The sequence below is a fragment of the Hyphomicrobium sp. 2TAF46 genome (assembly GCF_052114865.1).
Taxonomy (GTDB): domain Bacteria; phylum Pseudomonadota; class Alphaproteobacteria; order Rhizobiales; family Hyphomicrobiaceae; genus Hyphomicrobium_B.
Map to the genome: position 1 here is coordinate 201,290 of NZ_JBFRFO010000003.1, position 16,737 is coordinate 218,026.

The following is a 16,737-nucleotide window of genomic DNA, read 5'->3' on the forward strand; positions in this document are numbered from 1 at the left end:
GATATGAGACGCAAAGCAAGTTGGGCCGCGCTTGAAAAGGCCGCAAGCGAACGCATCCTGATTATCGACGGCGCGATGGGCACCATGATCCAGCAATACAAGCTCGGCGAAGAACATTATCGCGGCGAGCGCTTCGCGGATCATTCGAAGGACATCAAGGGCAACAACGATCTTCTCGTTTTGACGCAGCCGGAGATCATCCAAGAGATCCACGGCAAGTATCTGGGCGCGGGCGCCGACATCATCGAAACGAATACGTTCAACGCGCAGCGCATTTCCATGGCTGACTACCACATGGAAGAGCTGTCCTATGAGATGAACGTCGAGGCGGCGAAGCTCGCGCGCCGCGCCGCGGACGAATGGTCCAAAAAGACGCCGGAGAAGCCGCGCTTCGTTGCGGGTGCCGTCGGGCCGACCAACCGCACGGCGTCGATCTCGCCGGACGTCAACAATCCCGGCTATCGCAACGTCAGCTTCGATGAGCTGCGCGACGCCTATAAGGAGCAGGTGAGGGGGCTGATCGACGGCGGCTCCGATATCATCCTGATTGAAACGATCTTCGATACCTTGAACGCCAAGGCCGCGGGCTTCGCGACGCTGGAAGTGTTCGAGGAGAAGGATCTCGAGCTGCCGATCATGATTTCAGGCACGATCACGGACCGCTCGGGGCGGACGCTTTCGGGCCAAACGGCCGAAGCCTTCTGGTACTCGATGCGGCACCTGAAGCCGTTTTCGATCGGGCTCAACTGCGCGCTGGGCGCCGAGCTGATGCGGCCATACATTGCCGAGCTCTCGCACGTCGCCGATGTGCGCATCTCCGCCTATCCGAATGCGGGCCTGCCGAATGCGATGGGTGAGTACGATGAGAGCCCCGACGAAATGGCCTGCAAGGTCGAGCCGTGGCTCGCCGATGGATTGATCAATGTTGTCGGCGGCTGCTGCGGCTCGACGCCGGATCACATCGCTCATATTGCGAGCCACGCGAAATCCTATAAACCGCGCCCGCTGCCGGAGCATGAGCCCCGTCTACGCCTCTCCGGCCTCGAACCGTTCGTCCATGGGTGAACTCAGCACAATGACCACAGCCAATGCCGCGCAGTCTTTTATCAATATCGGCGAGCGCACGAACGTTACGGGTTCCGCCAAGTTCCGGAAGCTGATCGAGCAGAACGATTATGCGGGCGCTCTTGCGGTCGCGCGTCAGCAGGTGGAAGCCGGCGCACAGATCATCGACGTCAACATGGACGAGGGCCTGCTCGACTCCGAGCGCGCGATGTCGACATTCCTCAATCTGATCGCGTCCGAGCCCGACATCAGCCGCGTGCCGATCATGATCGACAGCTCGAAATGGAGCGTCATCGAAGCGGGCCTGAAGTGCGTGCAGGGCAAGCCTATCGTCAATTCGATTTCCATGAAGGAAGGCGAGGGGCCGTTTCTCGAGCACGCCCGCAAGGTTTTACGCTACGGCGCCGCCGTTGTTGTCATGGCATTCGACGAAGAAGGCCAGGCCGACACGACGGAACGTAAGGTCGCGATCTGCGAGCGCGCCTATAAGCTGCTGACCGAGAAGGTCGGGTTTCCGCCGGAAGACATCATCTTCGACCCCAATATCTTCGCCGTCGCAACCGGGATCGAAGAGCACAACGGCTACGGCATCGCCTTCATCGAGGCCGCCCGACAAATCAAGGAAAAGATGCCGCTCGCCCATATCTCCGGCGGCGTCTCCAATCTTTCGTTCGCCTTCCGCGGCAACGAGCCGGTTCGCGAAGCGATGCACTCCGTGTTCCTCTACTACGCAATTCGTGCGGGCATGGACATGGGCATCGTCAACGCCGGTCAGCTGGCCCTTTACGACGACATTCCTGCGGAGCTGCGCGATCTTTGCGAGGACGTCATCCTCAATCGCCGCCCGGACGCAACCGATCGTCTTCTCGAAGCCGCGCCAAAATTCAAAGGGGGCGGCGGCCAGAAGGCGAAGGAGAAAGATCTCACGTGGCGTGAGGCGCCCGTCGAAGCGCGGCTGACGCATGCGCTCGTCCATGGCATCACGGACTTCATCGAGTCCGACACGGAAGAGGCGCGCGCCAAGGCTGAAAAGCCGCTGCACGTCATCGAAGGACCGCTGATGGCGGGCATGAACGTCGTCGGAGACCTCTTCGGCGCCGGCAAAATGTTTCTTCCGCAGGTCGTGAAATCGGCGCGCGTGATGAAACAAGCGGTCGCCTATCTGCAGCCTTACCTCGAAGCCGAAAAGAAAGCTTCGGGTCTCGATCAAATGCCCTCGGCGGGCAAGATCCTGATGGCGACGGTCAAGGGTGACGTCCACGACATCGGCAAGAACATCGTCGGCGTTGTGCTTCAGTGCAACAACTACGAGGTGATCGACCTCGGCGTCATGGTGCCGGCTGCCAAAATTCTCGAGACCGCAAAAAAGGAAAAGGTCGACATGATCGGCCTCTCCGGCCTGATCACGCCGTCACTCGACGAAATGTGTTTCGTTGCATCCGAAATGGAGCGCGAAGGCTTCTCCATGCCGCTGTTGATCGGCGGCGCGACGACCAGCAAGGTGCACACGGCCGTCAAGATCAATCCGAACTACAACCGCGGACAGGCGGTTTATGTTCTCGATGCGAGCCGTGCCGTCGGCGTCGTCTCGAAATTGCTTTCGGACACCGAAAACGCACCCTACATCCAGAACATCAAAACGGAGTACACCAAGGTTCGCGAGTCGCATCTGGCCAACGAAGCACGCAAGCAGCGCATCACGCTCAAGGCTGCGCGCGACAATAAGTTCAAGATCGACTGGCCGGCAATGAAGCCCGTCAAGCCTAGCTACCTCGGTATCCGCAGCTTCTCGAATTACAGCCTCGCGTCGCTGGTTCCCTATATCGATTGGACGCCGTTCTTCCAGACTTGGGAACTCGCGGGCCGTTATCCGCAAATTCTGACTGACAACAAGGTCGGCGCCGAAGCAAAGAAGCTCTTCGACGACGCGCAGGTGCTGCTGAAGCGTATCGTTGCCGAGAAGTGGGTAACGGCATCGGCTGTCGTCGGCTTCTGGCCAGCCAACAGCATCGGCGACGATATCGCCCTCTATAAGGACGACACGCGCTCCGGCGAGCTCGCGAAGCTGCATACGCTCCGCCAGCAAATCGCTCGCGATCCGGCCCGCAACAGGGCGCACACGGCGCTTTCCGATTTCATCGCGCCCAAGGAGACGGGTATCGCCGATTACATCGGCATGTTCGCGGTGACGGCGGGTCTCGGCGAGGACGAAGCCATCGAACGTCACATCAAGAAGACTGACGATTATAATCGCATCATCGCGAAGGCATTGTGCGATCGCCTTGCGGAAGCCTTTGCCGAGGCCATGCACGAAAAAGTCCGCAAGGAGCTTTGGGGCTATGCGAAGGGCGAAAAGCTGACAGCTGACGATTTGATCCTCGAGAAATATCAGGGCATCCGCCCGGCGCCAGGCTATCCCGCCCAGCCGGATCACACGGAGAAGGCGACGATCTGGAAGCTGATGGATGTCGAAAAGGCTGCCGGCATTACGCTGACGGAAAGCTACGCGATGTGGCCGGGCTCATCCGTGTCGGGACTGTATTTCGCAAATCCCGAGAGCCATTATTTCGGAGTAGGCAAGGTCGAGCGCGATCAGGTCGAGGACTACGCGGCGCGCAAGGGCTGGACCGTGGAAGAAGCGGAACGCTGGCTGGCGCCGGTTCTGAATTACGATCGAAGCAGCACAGCCGCAGCCGCTTAAAACGAGCTGTCAAAAAAAAATCGGCGCGGTCCGCTTCGGTACCGCGCCGCATGGTCGTTTGGCTCGCGCCAGACATCCCAGAAATAGTCCCCCGTCTCATTGGCTCCTTGGAGCATCGCGCGTGGGATTACTGTTTCAGGCATTTCCTCCAGACGGTCGCTCTCAAAGGGTCCCGAGCACGACCACACCACGAAATCCAAACGACAATATTACCGCAAGAGCGTTAAGTCAGTCCTGCAGAGCCTTGCCACGTCCCCGGTTAGGGCCTTGGAATTCGCGTCGCTTCTCTCTTCGAAGCTTGGCTGGAAGCTATGCAACGCCGCCCGTGAGTGACAAGCGAAAAGCATTTTGCGTCGCAGAAACAAACGCTATCCGGCGTCGCTGCGAGACTGCGGATCCGAGCCTTCGCCGGTTTCGAAACCTCGGTTAATGGATCTGTTGCGCGCCCTGGATCGGCAGACATTGCGCAAAAAGCCCCACAAAATCGCAATTATTTGCGTGACTGGGTATCGTTGTGGGTTGCCCGCAAGGGAGGGAAAAATGAGAGATGCGCCGCACAATAATGATCCAAAAATATTTGGCTTGCATTCGTCGCGATCCAAGGTTCCGTCGAAGCCGGGGCGCAGAAGCGCTTTGAAATTCGTGCCGGGCATCAGCAACCCGGCCGCTATTCCACCGCCAGCCGCTTTCGAAAAAGTATTTCTGCGGTCCCCTCGGCAATGAGGCCGTCGACGGTCGCGATCCGAACGAAGCCGTGCCGCTCATAAAAAGTTTGGGCAGCAACATTGAATTCGGACGCGGCGACCCAAAGATTTCGCGCGCCGTCAGCTCGCGCAGCGCTCTCGAACCAGCCGAGGGCCGAGCGCCCCAGTCCCCGGCGATGAAATGCCGGAAGGACCCCCAAGAACTGCAAATACGGTCCCCGGAACCATTTGCTCTGGATAACGATTGCGCCGGCAAGCGCTTGATCCGCCATGATTTGAAATCGCTGCGTGCCGGGTTCCGCATCGGCGAGGAAGGTGGCGAGCGTCGCAGCGGTGTAGGCGTAATGCGCCCAGGGATCGAGTGCAGCGAAGGCGCTTCCAAGACTCTCCGCCGCCTCGACGGTCATCGGCTGGAACGTTACCGCTTGAGCATTTTCAAGCAAAGTGGGCACCGGTTTGCGTAAAGAAAAATGCGATAAACAAAGAGATAGAGCGTCGATCCTGATCCTATCAGGATCGACGCTCTAAGGCCGAAACGGAAACCGGCGCGGCATCCTTGTCCGCCATTTCAGTGGTCGGCCGCGACGGGCTTTTGCGGAGCTTTCTTCGCCGCCTTTGTCTTGGTCGCGGGCTTCTGCGCGGACGCGGGCGCAAGAGCGACCGCTGGGGCACTCAGCGAATGCTGGAGCGCACCGAGGAAATCGTAGCGATTGGTGTCGCCGGGCTTGCGATCGTAGCATTCGGACGTGATCACGGGCTTACCCATCGTCATCAGTTCGCTGACCGTCACGAACTTGTAGCCCTTCGCCTTCAGTTTCGGAATGGCAATCAATAGGGCTTCGGCGGTATGCCAGCCGCGCCCGTTCGCATGATTGACGATGATCGAGCCGGGTTTTGTTTCGTTCACCATGGCTTCGGCTATGCGCGCTGCCGAAACGCGCGGCTCCGGATCGCCCGTCGCGACATCCCACTGGATCGCGAGCATGCCAGCATCGTTGACGGCCTTCATCGAAGCGTCGTTGCAGGCGCCATAGGGAAAGCGGAAAAGCTTCGGCTGCTCGGGAATGCTGCTCATCGCCTCCGGCGATGAGGCAACGCACTGCCGCGCCGCGAGCCGGGCGCGCGCGTCTTGATAGGCTTTCTGCGGAGCGAGCACCTGCTGCGTCACGGCCGCTGGCTGCAGAAGGCGGAGGTTCGCATGTGTTTCCGTGTGATTGCCGATCTCGAACAACGGATCGGCCAACAACTGCTCCGTGCGCGATGCGTGGGAAACCATCCATTTCCCACCTGCAAAGAATGTCGCCTTGATGCCCTGCTGGCGTAGATAATCGAAGATCCGCCCATCGTAGCCAGCGATCTCTCCGCGTTGCTCACAAAGGTCAAACGTCAACGCGACCGCCTTCTCACCGGCTGGAAGAGTGACGCGGCGGATTGCGCCCCGAAGCGCATCCGGAACGGGCGAAGCCGACGTGAACCCAGTGAGCTTGATCGAAGCATCGAAGGTGCGATTGCCCTTGGCGGCTGCTTCTTCCCCCGGCACGGCGGCCAGCGCGCTTTCCGCAAAGCAGGCGTTGAGCAACTTTTGGTCGCCCGCAAAGGCGGCGTTCGCGCCCAAACACAAGAACGCAATGATGCCGATAATCCGGAACCGGTCGGACCGCTGGATCACGTCAGCTGCCCTTGAATTCTGGCTTGCGCTTTTCGAGGAATGCGCGGCGTCCTTCGGCATAGTCTTCGCTTTCGAAACATGCGGCTACCGCTGCATCGAGACGGGCCATATCCGGATTCTCGGGGTGACGGGAAATCTCGTCGATCACCTGCTTCGCGGCCGCCACCGATAAAGGCGCGTTCTGGGCAATCTCCAGGGCGAGTGCCCGGACCGTCGCCTCGAGCTCGGCCTTCGGCATAAGCTGCGAGACAAGTCCCATGGCCTCTGCATCGGCAGACCGGAAACGGCGGCCAGTGAACAGGAGTTCCTTGGCGCGCGCGGCGGGAACCGCGGCGAGGATCGGCCTGACCCAGCGGGCATTGTAGCCAATGCCAAGCTTCGCCGCGGGAATGGCGAACTGGCTCGCGTCGTCGGCGATCCGCATGTCGCAACACAAGGCAAGCCCGAGCCCGCCGCCGAGACAGAAGCCGTGGATCATGGCGATCGTCGGTTTCGGGCAGCCGATGATGGCATTGAAGGCACCGTCGTTCAGCGCGTCGTAGGTTTTGGCGGCGTCGCCCGTTCTCGAATTCTCGAATTCGGAAATGTCGGCGCCGGCCGAAAACGCCTTGTCGCCCGCGCCACGCAAAACGACGACCCGGACGTCTGGGTCGGCAACGGCCTTGGCGATCGCCCCCGGGATGGCTTCCCACATCGAAGCCGTCAACGCGTTCATCCGTGCGGGGTTATCGGCAATGAGCCAGCCGATGGCACCGTCTTTGTGATATATGAGTGACGGGCTGGCGGCTTTCTCAGCTTGAGCCATTGGTCGGAATTCCTTCTATCCGGGCGGCCATGCAAGTCGCAATAAAGCGACCCGCGAACCGGGGCCAGGGCGGCAGATGCACGCGGTTCATGGAAAGTGTATAAGTTAATGAGCGCGATCGATTGACCGGGGTTTACGCCGGCGTTAATCGGCTGTTGCTAATTTGGACCGGGTCCGCTCGCGTGGGCTGCTGGACCTAATTCCCGCGTTAGAGGCACGCCGTGTCGAACACAAAGACAGCCACTTCGAAGGTCCAGATCGTCGATCCGATTTGGGCTCAAATTCGCGCCGAAGCGGAAGCCGCCATGAAGACCGAGCCGGCGCTCGGCAGCTTCATCTTCGCAACCGTGCTCAGCCATCAGATGCTGGAAGAAGCGGTCTGCCATCGGCTGGCCCAACGGTTGAATCATACTGACGTGGACGCGGGGCTGATCTCGCAGACCTTTCAGAGCGTGCTGCAGGAGCAGCCGGGCCTCGGCGCGATCTTCCGCGCCGATCTGCAGGCGGTATACGACCGCGATCCGGCATGCACCCGCTACCTCGATCCGTTGCTCTACTACAAAGGTTTCCATGCGCTCGTTACGTATCGTTTCGCGCACGCTCTTTGGAAGAGCCGCCGTTACGATTTTGCGCTCTACCTCCAAAGTCAGTCGTCGCGCATGTTCGCCGTCGACATCCATCCGGCCGCGCGCTTCGGCAAAGGCATCATGCTCGATCACGCCACTGGCTTCGTCGTGGGCGAAACGGCTGTCGTCGGTGACAACTGCTCGTTCCTGCACGCGGTGACACTTGGCGGCAGCGGCAAGGAAACGGGTGACCGCCATCCGAAGATCGGCGATAACGTGCTGATCGGGGCAGGCGCCAAGATCCTTGGCAATATCAAGGTTGGGCGTTGCTCGCGCGTGGCCGCCGGATCGGTGGTTCTCGCCGAGGTTCCCCCCAACGTCACCGTTGCCGGCGTACCTGCGAAAATCGTCGGTAGCGCCGGTTGCGCCGAACCCGCCCGGTCCATGGATCAGGGTTGGGTCGATGATTTCGGCGGCCTCTGAAATTCGTCTAGGAGAAAGAAATTGAAGAAAGAAGAGCTGGCGCGTCTGCAGTCTTACCTCCGTAAGACGTTCGGTGCCTCCAATCTTGAGGTCAAAGCTCAGCCAAAGAAAGACGACATGGCCGAAGTCTTCATCAATGGCGAGTTCGTGGCGACGCTCTACCGCGAAGTTGAAGAGGGCGAGACGTCCTATCAATTCCAGATGGCGATCCTCGACATGGATCTGGAAGGCGTCTAGAGCGCGATCGGGATGACTCTCTACAACTTAAACGGCGTGGGGGTGATCACACCCCCGAACGGCCTTTTCTGGGTCGCGCCGAACGCTGTCGTCCTGGGCAAGGTGAAGCTCGAGGAGGATTCCAGCGTCTGGTTCGGAGCGGTGCTCCGCGGCGACAATGAACTGATCAGCGTCGGCGCGCGATCCAATGTCCAGGACGGCTGCGTTTTGCACACCGATCCCGGCTTTCCGCTCGCCATCGGTGAGGATTGCACGATCGGCCACATGGTGATGCTGCACGGCTGCACGATCGGCCGCGGCAGCCTCATCGGCATCGGCAGCATCATTCTAAATGGCGCTGAGATCGGCGAGGAATGCGTCATCGGCGCCAACACRCTGATACCCGAAGGAAAGATCATCCCGCCACGGTCGATGGTTCTGGGATCGCCTGGCAAAGTCGTCCGTCAGCTGAACGACGAGGACGTGCAGCGGTTCGGCCGTGGCGCGAAGCGCTACGTCGATAAGTGGAAGCAGTTCGCCTCCGGTCTGACGCCTCAGTCTTAGATTGGCTTGGTAACGACGAGGACGACGATGATGAGCGTAGCGATCACGACCGCCGCGCCGGCGTAGCGCAGAGCGGCCGGCGAACTCGGCACCTGGCTGCGCGAGAGTCTATGCAGCCTTCCGGACAAAACGCCGTGCAGCGCCGACAGCAGCAGCACCAAGGCAAGCTTCGCCAGAAGCCATGTCTGCGGAAACCAATTGCCCGTCAGCGCGAGCGTCAGCCCTAAGATCCAGACGAGGAGCATCGCCGGCGACGTGACACGCTGATCCCAGCGGCGCACACATTCCAGAAAGGCGGACCGCGTTGCGATCTCCTGCTGGCCTCGCACGTCAGCCACGGCCGCAATGGTCACGGCAACGACCAACATGCCGCCGATCCACGTCACGACGGCAACAATGTGCAGAGCTTTTATCCAGAGATAGTCCATCACCTGCGCCCTCAGACTGACGCAGCGAGGGCCTGCTGGCGTCGCGCCAGCGCCCGCTCATTGAGGAACGCCCCGAAGGGAATGAAGGCCGCGAGCACCATCCGGGCCGTCGCGCCGCGTGACCATCCCCCGATCGACACTGTTTGGATGAGCATCCAGACGTAGAGAACGAAGGCGATGCCATGAACCGGACCCATGACGCGGGTTGCAATCGGATAGCCGGCAAGATGCTTCAGTGGCACGGCAACGCCGATGAGCAGGAGAAGTGTCGTCCCCTCCAACAACGACACGGCGCGCATCTTGCGAAGCTGCGACAGCTCCTCGATTTGGTCGGCTGAGAGCATCACTCAACCTCCTTGAGGACCTTTTCGACCCGCCCAAGGCGGCCCTGAATCTCGGCAACACTGTCGCGCAAGGCCGATAGCGCGGCGGCGCCATCCTCTTGGGACTTCACGGCGCGCGCGGCGAGATCGCGATAGGCGTCTTCGCTTGTGATCCTGAGACGCGCCGTGCGCGCGCCGACGAAGTATTTCATCGCGAAGATCGCCAATATCACGACGAGGACGAGGATCGTGACGAGGAGAAATATGCTGGCGCGATCAGCCATCGGAGGTCCTTTCAGGGCTTTGAGGTCTTGGACGAAGGGCTCAACGATCGTGCCGCATCCGCTATGACCGAAGGATTCAGCGCGACATCGAAAGTAGCGACTTGGAAGAAGTTGAGTGCCTTCCCGTCACTGGAAACCTCAAGCTGGCTAGTTACGAGGCCAGCTTCTTCAAGCTTCCGTAGGTGAAGGTGGAGGAGAGGCCGGCTGATGCCGATCTCGCGGGCGAGCTGGCTCACATAAGTGCGCCCATTTGCATGGAGAGCTTCCATGATCCGCAGACGATGCGGGTTAGCCAAGGCGGCCAACATCTCCAGCAACCAGTCTCCGTAGCTCTTCAATCGACTCGCTCATAAACATTTTTATCATATGTCAGATATTTCTGACACATGAACTGCGCGGCGTCAATCGCTGCCGGCGAAAGTAGGTTTCGACGGAGGTCGGCGCATGTTTTCACGCGCTAAGCAAAGCTAGGTTGAAATTAGTTCGAACCTACCGGCCGCACCCGGCGCGCAAAGAGACGCGCATAAAAAAGCAGGCCGGCGTCTGGGGAAACGCGCGGCCCGCGAACAGGTCCGGATTTGATCGGGGGGATCGGAGGGGCTCCGGCCTGCGAAGTTACCTAAAAAAGCGACAGCGTCTTAGGGCAGATCTCGCGTCGACTCGAGGATGCCCGGAGTGACCGATTGAACTCCCGACAGCGCGGCAGGCGTCGTAGCGTCGTTCGGATCGAGCGAGACCCAAACCTTCGGATCCATATATGACTGCCGCATCACGTAGTGATAGGGCGTCTGGTTCCAGAGCCGAACGACGTCGACCTTGTTGTCGAGAATGAAATCGCCTTGCGTCGTCCGGGCCGTGAGCACGGCGTGCCCTTCATTTTTTTCGTCGCGAACGACCGTCATCAACAGCACGCTCGACGGCCAGCCGCGCGCGATCAGGCGATGCCGTTTGAGGAGAGCATAATCTTCGCAGTCGCCACGCGTCTTTGGTAGCGTCCAGTACTCGACCACGCCGTACACTTCCATGTCGGTCGCGGGCTCGATTTCGTGATTGACCGTGCGGTTGACCTCGTCGAGCTCACTCAAGCTCTGAGGTGTCGCCTGATAGCGCGCGTCATCCGGCGATGTAACGATGCATTCTTGAGGCATGCGATCGCAGAATGCCACAAAGCCGTATGGTGGCTGCGAGCTGCCGTAAACCCGCATGAATTCCGGAGCGCGCGTCGCGGGACTGATGACCGCTACCTGCTGAGCTGCCGCCGGCATTGCTGCCGCAAAGAGACCGACTGCCAAAGAAATGGCTACGCTACCGTACTTCATGAAACGCCCTCGAACACGGTACGATACATTACGCGAGACAGCTGCTTTTAGCATGAATGCCCGCCGTGGCATTCGCATCAAAGTTACATCCAAATTGAACTTTATGATTTTGGCAACTCGGCGAGCGATTTGAGGCATCACACAACCAACGCGTAACGATTATGGAAATCTTTCGCGCAACGCCTCAGGCGAAAGCAGCGAAAGAAATTGTAAACCAATGCCATGTCCGTGATGACGCCGAACGATAGCTCGCGTCCTCCCGGCGATCACGAGGCTTCCGATCGGTGGTCGTGCAGGAGTGCCGATAGAAGCGCCAGATGCCGAAACATCGAGCAATTCAACGTCGATAATGACGCCTTCCTCGACCCTCAACGTCGTCCGCCGTCCGCGAGTTCCGACGCGCTCGTGAAGCCGTCCAGTCTCCTCCGGGAAGTCGTCCCTGTTGATGAGCCACATGATTTGCGCGGCGAGCTTCTCGCGTTTGTGCTCCGTGACTTTAAAAGCAAATGCGAAGCCGTCGGGTATAAGCCGCGAAACCGTGCCCTCGAGGCCACCGATATGCTCTAGATAGACGACGACGCGCTCACCGATTTCGGGCGCGTTGGGCGTTTTGATTGCCGCGCCGCCGACCGAGATGTCTCTCAGCTCGCAGGTGTACTCGCTGCGGTCTGCGCGCATGAAACGGCCGGAAAGCTGCAGCGGCAGCCGGCGATGCTTGCGCAGGTCGCCCGCCTTCAGCGCATCGGCCTGCTGCAACACTTCTCGGAGGATGCTCGAATGCACGGCCATAGCCTACCCTTGGAAAAAACGGGGTGGGTTTCCTGGGCTTCCGCGCTGTCAACTCTTGAACGCTGCCCGGTAGGACTATGCCGACGACCTCCTTAATGAAGTTCTAACCGGCGCACCATAATCGTCATGTGCCCGGTAAGGTTATATCGGACGAGAGGATTAGCGGTCGGTGTTGAGACGGCTTAATCCGCCCTCGTAGACGCGGAATTGCCGCCGGGCCGATTTCACAATTCTTGCCTCGCGCACGGTCGGATAGAATGGCGTCTGCCGATCCAGATTTTCGATCTCGCTTCGTACCGCGCCGTCGGGCCAGATGAGCTTGTGCCGGACGAGCGACCGATGTGTGAGCGGCACGAGGCCGAGCCATTGCGGACGGTTGATCGGCGCGACTGAGCCGAGATAGCGTTCCACGACTTCGCGCGTGTGCATCAACGGCAAGATCGTGATTTCGAAAGACGCCGAGCGACCTTGCCCATCGGATGCGGAAATCTCGAAGACGCCCACAGCAGCCTGCGATGTAATCAGCGACATCTGACGCTGCAGTATGCTGGAATCTTCTTCGCTGAAGAGACCGAACAGATTTTTCCCGCGGAGATCCATGCCGAATGCTTCCGAGATGCGCGTCCCGGCGAGCCGGAACCGCATGGTCGCGTAATCGACGCGTTCCAGAATGAAAGTGTCCGGCAGTTGTTGTGCGATGGCCGAGGGCTCGATTTCGAAGCGCCTCGGCGCCGAACGGTCTCCTCTGAGATCGTTCCAATAGGTAAACAGCGACTGGCTTACGGCTTCTTTCATGCGAACAGCATCCGGCAACGATTTCAACTTGGCCGGACGCGGGAAAGCCGCTCCGTACCATTTCGGCGCACGACGTTTGAGTGGCGGCCCCGACCTCCCCTAGGGAGCATCCTTCGTGCCAGTCGGGAGCAGTCGGCCGAGGTCCGCGCTTCCTGGCGTGTTGCCGGGGGCCAAGTGAACGGCTAACAACGGCCGTCCGGCAGGAGGATGCCGCATCGCATCAAAGTGGGACGCCCGCAGTGAACCGAGAACCTATCTTTAACGTCCCAGGCGCGGTGCTCGCGACGCTTGCGGTTTTGATCGCGGTCCATGCGATCCTGTCGTTCCTGACGCCGGATGACGCCAACTGGTGGCTGTTGGCTCTCGCATTTATTCCGGCACGCTATTCAGGCCTGGCGAGCGAATTGCCGGGCGGCGATGTGTCGGCGGTCACGTCGTTCGTAACGCACATGCTCGTTCACGCCGACCTCACGCACCTGATTTTTAACTCCGCTTGGCTGCTCGCGTTCGGAACCGTCCTCTGCGCGCGCATCGGCAGCTTTCGCTTTTTGGCGTTTTCGATTGCCGGCGGAATAAGCGGCGCGCTTTTGTTTCTCGTCGTCAATCCCGGACTGGTGGCGCCGGTCATCGGTGCGTCTGGCGCCATCTCCGCGATGATGGGCGCCGTCATGCGATTTCTTTTCACTGCGATCGACAGAGGCGAGGGCTATCTGCTTCGTGAACGCCCGTCGGCAATACCGCTGACGACGTTGAAAGCGGCCTTGCGAGACAAACGCATTGTGCTCGCGTCTGTGGCGTTTATCGCCATCAATTTGCTGGCGATCATCGGCTTCGGAAAATTCGGTGAATCCGGCGATATCGCTTGGGAAGCGCACGTCGGTGGATACCTGTTTGGTTTATGCGCTCTTGGCGCATTCGAAGGTGCAGCGCAAAATGAACCGCCCGCTTCACCGGAATTGGATTGAAGTCTTGCATTCCCTGCGAATTTGCCTCAGCCTTTCCTCAGCTCGCCGTAAGAGCGGGCACAATTAGGGTAAGAAAACGCAGCGTTATGCCGGCAGAAGACCAGGCAAGCTTGCGAAGCCTGTAAGTCGAGCGCAAGCGCGTCGCTTGGCCTTCGGTTCGGCACGACGTCCCTGAGTGGAGGCTGAACCAGTGATTATTGGACAAATACTCAAGTCGAAAGGCCGTGGTGTCATGACCGCGCGCCCGGACGACTCAATCCAGGAAATTGCCTTGCGGCTCGCGAGTCGCAAGATCGGCGCGATCCTCATTCTCGGCGACAGCGATAACGTTGTCGGCATCATTTCGGAGCGAGACATCATTCGCTTGATTGCGGAGCATGGTGCGTCAGCGCTCACGATGCTGGCGCGGGACGGAATGACTCGCGATGTCGTCTCCTGCACGCGCGAGCACACGCTCGACGAAATTATGGAGACGATGACGAAAGGGCGCTTCCGTCATATTCCCGTTGTCGAGGACGGCACGCTTGTCGGCATCGTTTCGATCGGTGACGTCGTCAAGCATCACACCGCCGAAGTCGAGCTTGAGGTGACCGCAATGCGCGGTTACTTGGCGACGGGTTGAATGCTGTCGAGCGGAGCAGCCGCTGTGAGGCGCGCGCGGTCGGTCTGACTTTGCGCGCGTCGAACATCGCGAGCTGGAACGCACGTTTCAATTTCGCGGACCATATCGTCGAGCTGACGCTCCACGGCCTGAATACCGCGCTCGATGGCTTCTTCCGCACGATGAAAATCGAAGAGGCCGACATCCTGAAGGCGCGGCGAGATCATCGCGTCCGGCGGGTCACCGGCAAGGCGCGAACGGGCAATGCGATCCTGCACGATGTTGAGTGCATCGACCATCACCGTTGAGATGCCGGGCGCACCGTCGCCTTTCCCAAGGATCTGACGCTGCAGCAGCGCGCGCACGCCGCGCTTGCCCTGCGGTTCGTCTTCGTGCGTGTGCAGTGCCTCTTCGCCTTCCGCGAATAGCGCTTCCGGCGTCGAGATAACGCTTCCCCGGCCGAGGATATCGAAATTCAAATTGACTGCGATGACGTACCGGGCCCCGAGAGCACGGCAAACCGAAACCGGAATAGGATTGACGAGTGCGCCGTCGAAGAGCCAGCGGCCATGCACCTTCACAGGTTTGAAAACACCCGGAAGCGCATAGGAGGCGCGGACTGCGTCGACCAACCGGCCGCGTGAAAGCCAATGCTCGTGGCCGGTCCCAATTTCCGTCGCAACCGCCGTGAAGCGCGTTCCGAGATCTTCGATGTTGCGATCGCCGAGATGCTGTTCCAGCCGCTCGCACAAGCGTTGGCCGCTGATCAGCCCGGTCCCGGCAAAATTCAGATCGAGGTAGCCGAAAATGCGTTTCGGCGTGAGTTCCCGCGCCCAGCGCTCGAGATTGTCGAGATGGTCGGCCGCATAGCAACCGCCGACAACAGCGCCGATCGAGGTGCCGGCGATAATGTCGGGCTTGATCCCAGCGCGCTGCAAAGCCCTGAGGACGCCGATGTGTGCCCATCCGCGAGCCGCCCCGCCGCCCAGTGCCAATCCAATTCTCACGCCCGCCCCACCATTCATGATGGCACTCCTTGCCAGCGGACGGCGGCTATTAGCCGAGCCGCACCCGCGACCCTTATGCTAGCGCTGCGACATTAAGGCCGCGCTACCAATAGGTAATCAAGGTGTGAATGGGAGACGTAGAGCAACTGGCGAAAGCGCCGGTTTGCGGCACGGTCAAGCCGGCGTCTTGGTCCCCGGCAGCGGTGCAAACTCCAGAATCGGTGCTCCGCCGCCGGTGGGCTGCACAACCTGGCGGTAGAAGCAGGATCGTTCGCCGGTGTGGCAGGCGACGCCGTCGCCTTGGACCTCGGCTACGACCCAAAGGACGTCTTGGTCGCAGTCCGTCCGCAGTTGGATGACCTTGAGCAGGTTTCCGCTTTCGTCGCCCTTCTTCCAGAGCTTAGCCCGCGACCGGCTCCAGAAATGAGCGAGACCGCTGGCGATCGTTTCCCTTAGGGCCTCTTCGTTCATGTAAGCGAACATGAGCACATCGCCTGACGCTCTATCGGTGACGATAGCCGGGATAAGGCCGTCCGGGCCGAATGCGGGCCGGAATGAGCGCGTCGTCTCCTCCGTCTCGCCACTGGCTAGAGGCGACGTGGGCTGGCTAGTGCTCGTCATGATGACGTTCCGGCCTCGAAGGGCGAAATGCGGCGTTTGGAAGGGCTCATTCGGGGACTATCGCTCCGGGTACGAAACACCGGCGGATCTCGCATTCGGTGCAGGCCGGCCTTATATACGGTGACTGATATATTTCGACGAGGGGTCAATGACCTGCCCGCCCTCGTGACCCAAAATGACCATAAGACGCAAAGAGAGCTATGGCCAATCTCGATGAGATCTACAACACGCGCATTCTCGAGCTGGCGGGAGCAATCTCCCGGATCGGCAGATTGGCAGATCCGGACGGGACGGCGACGGGCCATTCGAAACTGTGCGGGTCGACCATCACGGTCGGTCTCAAGCTTCGCGATGGCCGGGTCAGTGACTTCGGGCAATCGGTCAAGGCCTGTCTTTTAGGTCAGGCCGCGGCGTCGGTCATGGCGCGCGAGATCGTGGGTTCGACGCCCGATGAGCTTCGCCGTGTCGGCCATACCATGCGCGCCATGCTTAAGGAGGGGGGACCGCCCCCCACCGGGCGCTGGGCAGATCTCGCCGTCCTTGAGCCGGTTCGAAACTACAAAGCGCGTCAGGCATCGACGCTTCTTGTGTTCGATGCGGTTGAAAAGGCCCTGGAAGATGCCGCGGCGCAAACCGCCGCCGATGTGCAGGCCGTGCGATAACCTTTATCGCAATATTTTGCGTCTGAGTGCGTCGCCTGTCCGTTCAACCAATCGACGAGCACCGGGTCGGCGTGCTGTATGGTCCGAAGCCTGACCCGCAGGACGCATCGACAAACAACAGCCTCACGCTTGCCGTTTTCTACCCGCCGTTCTGTCCGGCAAATGGGAGT

18 protein-coding genes and 1 pseudogene are annotated in these 16,737 nt (G+C 60.1%); 7 read left to right on the top strand and 12 right to left on the bottom strand.

The window, feature by feature from the left end:
- The first annotated feature begins 3 nt into the window (after nucleotides 1–3).
- Nucleotides 4–3,766 (top strand): annotated as a pseudogene (metH, locus tag AB4Z24_RS07640) (methionine synthase).
- Nucleotides 3,767–4,433: 667 nt separating this feature from the next.
- Here metH and AB4Z24_RS07645 read toward each other — a convergent pair.
- From AB4Z24_RS07645 to AB4Z24_RS07655, 3 genes are all read right to left on the bottom strand, one after another.
- Nucleotides 4,434–4,913, bottom strand: a complete 480-nt coding sequence (locus AB4Z24_RS07645; protein ID WP_441707141.1) for a GNAT family N-acetyltransferase — start codon at nucleotides 4,911–4,913, stop codon at nucleotides 4,434–4,436.
- Between the two features lie 125 nt (nucleotides 4,914–5,038).
- Nucleotides 5,039–6,139 (bottom strand): polysaccharide deacetylase family protein, encoded by a 1,101-nt coding sequence (locus tag AB4Z24_RS07650; protein WP_441707143.1) that lies wholly within the window; start codon nucleotides 6,137–6,139, stop codon nucleotides 5,039–5,041.
- A 1-nt stretch (nucleotide 6,140) separates the two neighbouring features.
- Nucleotides 6,141–6,944, bottom strand: a complete 804-nt coding sequence (locus AB4Z24_RS07655) for an enoyl-CoA hydratase (RefSeq protein ID WP_441707145.1) — start codon at nucleotides 6,942–6,944, stop codon at nucleotides 6,141–6,143.
- Nucleotides 6,945–7,165: 221 nt separating this feature from the next.
- Here AB4Z24_RS07655 and cysE point away from each other — a divergent pair, with 221 nt between their 5' ends.
- Genes cysE through AB4Z24_RS07670 form a run of 3 tightly spaced genes read left to right on the top strand, consistent with a single transcriptional unit; the run spans nucleotide 7,166 to nucleotide 8,773 of the window.
- Nucleotides 7,166–7,993: a serine O-acetyltransferase gene (cysE, locus tag AB4Z24_RS07660; protein ID WP_441707146.1), complete on the top strand. Its 828-nt coding sequence runs from the start codon at nucleotides 7,166–7,168 to the stop codon at nucleotides 7,991–7,993.
- Between the two features lie 21 nt (nucleotides 7,994–8,014).
- Nucleotides 8,015–8,230, top strand: a complete 216-nt coding sequence (locus tag AB4Z24_RS07665) for a DUF3126 family protein (RefSeq protein ID WP_290988666.1) — start codon at nucleotides 8,015–8,017, stop codon at nucleotides 8,228–8,230.
- Nucleotides 8,231–8,242: 12 nt separating this feature from the next.
- The gene (locus AB4Z24_RS07670; protein WP_441707148.1) at nucleotides 8,243–8,773 is read left to right on the top strand and encodes a gamma carbonic anhydrase family protein; all 531 of its coding nucleotides are present in this window, start codon (nucleotides 8,243–8,245) and stop codon (nucleotides 8,771–8,773) included.
- On the opposite strand, the gene AB4Z24_RS07675 is transcribed toward AB4Z24_RS07670, so the two are convergent.
- The 7 genes from AB4Z24_RS07675 to AB4Z24_RS07705 all read right to left on the bottom strand — a co-directional run bounded on the left by AB4Z24_RS07675 (nucleotide 8,770) and on the right by AB4Z24_RS07705 (nucleotide 12,711).
- A complete protein-coding gene (locus AB4Z24_RS07675; RefSeq protein ID WP_441707782.1) occupies nucleotides 8,770–9,201 on the bottom strand; it encodes a CopD family protein in 432 nt (143 codons plus the stop codon). The two genes, AB4Z24_RS07670 and AB4Z24_RS07675, sit on opposite strands and share 4 nt — an antisense overlap.
- Nucleotides 9,202–9,212: 11 nt before the next feature.
- Nucleotides 9,213–9,545, bottom strand: coding sequence for a DUF3817 domain-containing protein (locus AB4Z24_RS07680; RefSeq protein WP_441707150.1), 333 nt, complete (start codon nucleotides 9,543–9,545; stop codon nucleotides 9,213–9,215).
- On the bottom strand, nucleotides 9,545–9,808 hold the full coding sequence (locus AB4Z24_RS07685) for a hypothetical protein (RefSeq protein WP_441707152.1): 264 nt from the start codon (nucleotides 9,806–9,808) through the stop codon (nucleotides 9,545–9,547). The genes AB4Z24_RS07680 and AB4Z24_RS07685 overlap by 1 nt, the downstream gene beginning before the upstream one ends.
- Nucleotides 9,809–9,819: 11 nt before the next feature.
- Nucleotides 9,820–10,116 (bottom strand): ArsR/SmtB family transcription factor, encoded by a 297-nt coding sequence (locus AB4Z24_RS07690; protein ID WP_441707784.1) that lies wholly within the window; start codon nucleotides 10,114–10,116, stop codon nucleotides 9,820–9,822.
- Between the two features lie 330 nt (nucleotides 10,117–10,446).
- Nucleotides 10,447–11,127, bottom strand: a complete 681-nt coding sequence (locus AB4Z24_RS07695) for a transglutaminase-like cysteine peptidase (protein ID WP_441707153.1) — start codon at nucleotides 11,125–11,127, stop codon at nucleotides 10,447–10,449.
- Nucleotides 11,128–11,286: 159 nt separating this feature from the next.
- Nucleotides 11,287–11,916, bottom strand: a complete 630-nt coding sequence (locus AB4Z24_RS07700) for a PilZ domain-containing protein (RefSeq protein ID WP_441707155.1) — start codon at nucleotides 11,914–11,916, stop codon at nucleotides 11,287–11,289.
- Nucleotides 11,917–12,075: 159 nt separating this feature from the next.
- Nucleotides 12,076–12,711 carry a PAS domain-containing protein gene (locus AB4Z24_RS07705; protein WP_441707157.1) on the bottom strand — a complete coding sequence of 212 codons (636 nt, stop codon included), beginning with the start codon at nucleotides 12,709–12,711 and terminating at the stop codon, nucleotides 12,076–12,078.
- Between the two features lie 239 nt (nucleotides 12,712–12,950).
- Between AB4Z24_RS07705 and AB4Z24_RS07710 the strand changes: the two genes are divergently transcribed.
- Both AB4Z24_RS07710 and AB4Z24_RS07715 read left to right on the top strand, forming a co-directional pair.
- Nucleotides 12,951–13,676, top strand: coding sequence for a rhomboid family intramembrane serine protease (locus AB4Z24_RS07710; RefSeq protein ID WP_441707159.1), 726 nt, complete (start codon nucleotides 12,951–12,953; stop codon nucleotides 13,674–13,676).
- Between the two features lie 190 nt (nucleotides 13,677–13,866).
- Entirely contained in the window at nucleotides 13,867–14,298 is a 432-nt protein-coding gene (locus AB4Z24_RS07715) for a CBS domain-containing protein (protein ID WP_441707160.1), read from the top strand.
- On the opposite strand, the gene rssA is transcribed toward AB4Z24_RS07715, so the two are convergent.
- On the bottom strand, nucleotides 14,280–15,302 hold the full coding sequence (gene rssA, locus AB4Z24_RS07720; RefSeq protein WP_441707162.1) for a patatin-like phospholipase RssA: 1,023 nt from the start codon (nucleotides 15,300–15,302) through the stop codon (nucleotides 14,280–14,282). The genes AB4Z24_RS07715 and rssA overlap by 19 nt on opposite strands.
- 156 nt (nucleotides 15,303–15,458) lie before the next feature.
- Nucleotides 15,459–15,905: a phosphoribosyl-AMP cyclohydrolase gene (hisI, locus tag AB4Z24_RS07725; RefSeq protein WP_441707164.1), complete on the bottom strand. Its 447-nt coding sequence runs from the start codon at nucleotides 15,903–15,905 to the stop codon at nucleotides 15,459–15,461.
- A gap of 200 nt (nucleotides 15,906–16,105) precedes the next feature.
- Here hisI and AB4Z24_RS07730 point away from each other — a divergent pair, with 200 nt between their 5' ends.
- On the top strand, nucleotides 16,106–16,567 hold the full coding sequence (locus AB4Z24_RS07730; RefSeq protein ID WP_441707166.1) for an iron-sulfur cluster assembly scaffold protein: 462 nt from the start codon (nucleotides 16,106–16,108) through the stop codon (nucleotides 16,565–16,567).
- The last annotated feature ends 170 nt before the right edge of the window (nucleotides 16,568–16,737 follow it).